Genomic DNA, 4785 nt, shown 5'->3' with positions numbered 1-4785 from the left:
ACTATATATTTATCATTAGGTTGGGCTTTATTTCTGTAAAAAGCCTGTAAATTTCGTTGAAATGCACTAGCTTTGAATACGTATGCATAAAGTTGTTTACAAATTTAATCAGCCGCTAGTATTTGACTGACAACAACTGTGCTCGTTTGTTTTTTCATCAGTTTGCACGCCAGATGAACAAATCGCACAATATAATATGGTTAATTGGGATAAAACATTATGTCTAAGTTCAAACCGAGTATGCTAACGCTTGCGCTGATTGCTGCAGGTGTGAGCCATGCTGCTCCTGTTGAAGATAACACTGCTAATAATGAAGAGAAAAACGTTGAGGTGATCGAAGTTCGCGGTATCTCGCGCAGTATCATCGCCTCAATAGATAAAAAAAGATTTAGCGACACCATTGCAGAAGTAGTTGATGCTGGAGACTTAGCTTCCTTACCTGACGTTTCAATTGCTGACTCGTTAAGCCGATTGCCTGGGATCACAGCGGTAAGAGCAAGTGGGCAATCATCGCAACTTAATATTCGCGGGATGAACGGCGACTTTATTCAAACCACATTAAACGGACGCGAGCAGGCGAGTACCAGTGGATATACTGCAGGTAGTCGCTGGATTTCATTCGACCAATATCCGTCAGAATTAATTAATCAAGCCGCGGTGTATAAATCACCAAAAGCGTCGCTGATTGAAGGCGGTGTTGCGGCTACGGTTGAACTTAAAACGGCAAATCCTCTCGATGCTGAAAAAGAACATAATTTTAATTCTTCGGTAAGATATTCCTACAATGATGCAGCGTCAGATGTGGGGGCGGATTCAACGGGTGAGCGCATTAGTTTTTCATACCGAGGTAAATTCCTAAATGAGACACTTGGTTTTGCCATTGGTGGGGCGTATCTAAACCAACCAAATAATGCAATTGATATTTCAGCGCATGCACCTACACGCTCTCAAGATTTTGATGGTGATGGTACTGAAGAGCGCTCAGTTAATGGCTTTCAATATCGTTCAGCCAAAGGCAGTGATGAAAGACTTGGCCTGTTAAGCACCTTAGTGTATCAGCCAACAGACGCACTCAAAGTCCAATTTGATTATTTCCATTCTAAGTTTGAATCGGAAGATAAAAAGAGCGGCTTGAATATTGAAGGGTTTTCAAAAGATATTAACTCGTTGTACACGGTTGACAATGCAGTTGTTAAAGACGGCTTTCTAGTTGCTGGGGATGTCACTATTACAGATCCAAATGGTCCATGGGTTGAGATGCGCTCTGAAGACCAATCAACGGACTCAACCACCGATAGCTTTGGCTTAAACTTACAATACACGACTGATACATGGGAGTTAAAGTTCGACTGGGCTCATAGTGAAGGGGAAAAGACGCGTAGAGATATGATTGCTTCAATGCATGCATATGAATACGGTACTTCCACACTGGAAGATGGAACGTTAGTTAACACTTGGCAAGAATTAAGAAATCAAACGTTTTCTTTTGAACAAAGAGAGAAAGACTCACCACTGTTAACACTTGGCAACGGGTATACTGACCTATCTAATATGCGACTGGGTGATTGGGAACAATTCCCTCACAAGTACACAGACGAGTTAGATAGCGTTAAAGTTGATTTTAAATATTTTATTGAGAACAGCTTTATTTCTTCAATTGAGGTCGGTGCACGCTGGTCCGAACGAGAATTTACTGATCAGCGCTCGACATTTAGATGGGGGGCACGTGAAGGTCAAAATGGTTATCAGTTACCGGATGGCACTATCGTCACGAACAAAGGCTGTGAGTTTAATGATCAGAACCACCCGTGTATTCCTCACGATTTGACGGGATATGTCTCGGTTAGAGATACACGGGGCTTTCAATACTTGGAATTAGATCTTGAAGGTATCGCTGATGAGGTATTTGGTCCAGGTAACTATGACGCGCAACAAACTTGGGGTCATAACTGGACACTTATTGAAAGTGGAGCTGTTCGAGAAGAAGTGTTAGCTGGTTATATTATGGCTAACATTGATACCGAAATTGCTGACATACCAGTGACGGGTAATTTTGGTGTTAGAGTTGTAAGAACTGATACGAAATCAATAGGCATTCAACAGATCCAAGGCGATGAAGTTGGCGACTCAATCATTGATGACAATGGCGTTGAAAGAACCGATTATCGCCATGTTAATTATGGTCCTGAGTATACAGACACATTGCCTTCACTAAACCTCAATTTCAGAGTGAGTGACACTGACCAAATTAGGTTTGCAGCTGCGGAAGTTATTGGTCGTCCACCTGTCTACCAGCTTAGAGGTGGTGCAGGTTCTTGGGCTGACACTGCAAATGATGGTACTAGTCCTCGTTATAATGTTTGGTCAAAAGGTAACCCAAATTTAGACCCATTTAGAGCGACTCAAATTGATTTATCTTATGAGCGTTATTTTGAAGATGGTGGTGCTTTTGTTGCCGCTATATTCTGGAAAGATATTGAATCTTTGATTGAAAGCATCACTTATCAGGAAGGTGAAGTTGACTGGGCTGATATTGGCTTAGAGGTACCAGATGGGTTCGTTGCAGGTCAATACCAAACGACTCAGAACAATGATCAAGGTGGATACATAAGAGGTATTGAGCTTGCTTATACCACGATGTTTGATAATTTACCGGGCATCTTTTCGGGCTTAGGTTTTAACGCTAACTATTCATATACTGAGAGCGAAACAACGGTGGATGGCGGTGGTAATTTCCCTGATCAGCAATTGCCGCTCCCAGGTCTATCAAAAAATGTTTGGAGTGCGACGGTATTTTGGAACATAGACTCGTTCACAACACACCTGAATATCCGTTACCGTGATGAGTATGTGTATGAAGGGGCTTCACCTGGTGGCTCTTCTCTAGCTTGGGCTGATGAATATACTGTGGTTGATTGGCAGGCATCGTACAACTTTGAGAATGGCTTGGAAGCCGTCTTACAGGTTAATAACCTAACTGATGAGCCAAATACCACTAACTATGGGACTGCACTTGCCACTGGTGAGTACAAAGAGTTTGGTCGCCAGTATTATTTAGGGTTCAACTACAGCTTCTAATTATTAGCAAGCATTCATGGCCACCAAAGTAACACCTGCTTTGGTGGCTTTTTTATAGTCGCTCACAGTGTAATGGGTGGTTATCATCAGTTATCTAAATTGATATGTTTGTTTCACTTTCAATACATGGTTTTTAATAGGTTTAAGGTGCGAAGGCGATGAAAAGTCAGAAAATAGTGATTTTAGGTGGTGGAACTGCAGGTTGGATGGCCGCAAATATGATGGCGAAAAGCTGGGCAGATAAAGCGATAGAAATCACTGTGGTTGAATCTTCAAGCATCGGAACTATTGGCGTTGGTGAAGGGTCTACTCCGCAGTTCAAAGGATTTATGGACTATTTAGGTATCTCGGAAGCCGAGTGGATGCCGGCTTGTAATGCGACCTATAAAAATGGCATTCGGTTTATAGATTGGTCGACCAAACCTGGGTTTTCTAGCTATTTTCACCCATTTCCTGCACAACCTGACGACTACAGTGCACCGGCTTTTTTTCATAACAGCTTTGTTCGGCGTAAGGCGATTGACGTAGAGGGCCATCCAGACCACTTTTTTTTAGCGACTCACTTGGCTGATTTAAATAAATCCCCAATTGCTGCAGAAAACTTTCCATTCGAAATTAATTATGGTTATCACTTTGACTCTGCTTTGCTTGGCCAGTTGTTGGCTCGCAAAGCGGCTGAGTTTAATGTAAAACACATTGATACCACTATTACCGACGTTCGAACACACGTTGATGGTGATATCGCAGCACTGATAACGTCGGAGGGTACGGAAGTCGCTGGTGATATCTTTATTGATTGCTCGGGTTTCAAAAGTTTACTGCTACAACACACTTTAGGTGTGGGTTTTGAGTCATTTGAGTCCAATTTATTTAACGACGCTGCGGTCGTTATACCTACCAAGCAACTTGACACTATTCGCTCCGAAACACAATCTGTTGCGCGTCAATTTGGGTGGTCTTGGCACATTCCACTAACGAACCGTATCGGTAATGGTTATGTTTATAGTCAGCGTTACTGCGATGCGGATCAAGCAGAAACCGAGCTAAGGGCTGCTTTGGGTTTGTTGGACTCAGAAGTAGAAGCTCGGCATATAAAAATGAAAGTCGGGCAAGTTAAAGCGCACTGGAGTAAAAACTGCATAGCGATTGGTTTATCTCAGGGCTTCATAGAGCCATTAGAAGCAACCGCTTTGCATATAGTCCAAGAAACCGTTCAAAGTTTCATTGAATGCTACCAAGATGCGGATTTTACCGATGGTAACAGAGATAAACACAACCGCGCTTTGAGCGAACGGTATCAGGCTATTCGAGACTATATCGTCGCTCATTATCGTGTCAATAGTCGTACTGACACCAACTACTGGCTTGATAATGCCAACAATAACCACTTATCGCGGTCACTCTATCAAATTTTACAGACTTGGGTTTCTGGTAACAACTTATCGGATGAATTAGTTCGCCAAAACGTCGAGCAATATTACCCTTCAGTCAGCTGGCATTGTTTATTGGCAGGTTATGGTATCTACCCAGAACAATCTCAGCTTAAGTCAGGCAATGCCCTAGCAAACCAACATAGCATCGAAAAAGTGAATGATTTCATCAGACGATGTGGATTGAATTTTAAAGATCACCGAATGGAGCTAGAAAGCTTTGTGGCAAATGTTCACAAGTAACTTGGTATTAATCGTTATAAATAAAATCTAATTA

Annotated in this window: 2 protein-coding genes; both read left to right on the top strand. The window is 42.2% G+C overall.

Annotation, left to right across the window (positions count from 1 at the left end; all coding sequences use genetic code 11):
• The first annotated feature begins 219 nt into the window (after window positions 1–219).
• Window positions 220–3078 (top strand): TonB-dependent receptor, encoded by a 2859-nt coding sequence (locus L1D50_RS21625; RefSeq protein WP_128728339.1) that lies wholly within the window; start codon window positions 220–222, stop codon window positions 3076–3078.
• Between the two features lie 158 nt (window positions 3079–3236).
• The gene (locus tag L1D50_RS21620) at window positions 3237–4751 is read left to right on the top strand and encodes a tryptophan halogenase family protein (RefSeq protein WP_128728338.1); all 1515 of its coding nucleotides are present in this window, start codon (window positions 3237–3239) and stop codon (window positions 4749–4751) included.
• The last annotated feature ends 34 nt before the right edge of the window (window positions 4752–4785 follow it).

It is taken from the genome of Pseudoalteromonas sp. Isolate6 (assembly GCF_022398435.1).
GTDB classification, from domain to species: domain Bacteria; phylum Pseudomonadota; class Gammaproteobacteria; order Enterobacterales; family Alteromonadaceae; genus Pseudoalteromonas; species Pseudoalteromonas galatheae.
This window is presented reverse-complemented; position numbering and strand designations above follow the sequence as displayed.

Excerpts from the sequence above, each read along its gene's own strand:
- L1D50_RS21625 (WP_128728339.1), top strand. The coding sequence starts at position 220 with ATGTCTAAGTTCAAACCGAGTATGCTAACGCTTGCGCTGATTGCTGCA.
- L1D50_RS21620 (WP_128728338.1), top strand. The coding sequence starts at position 3,237 with ATGAAAAGTCAGAAAATAGTGATTTTAGGTGGTGGAACTGCAGGTTGG.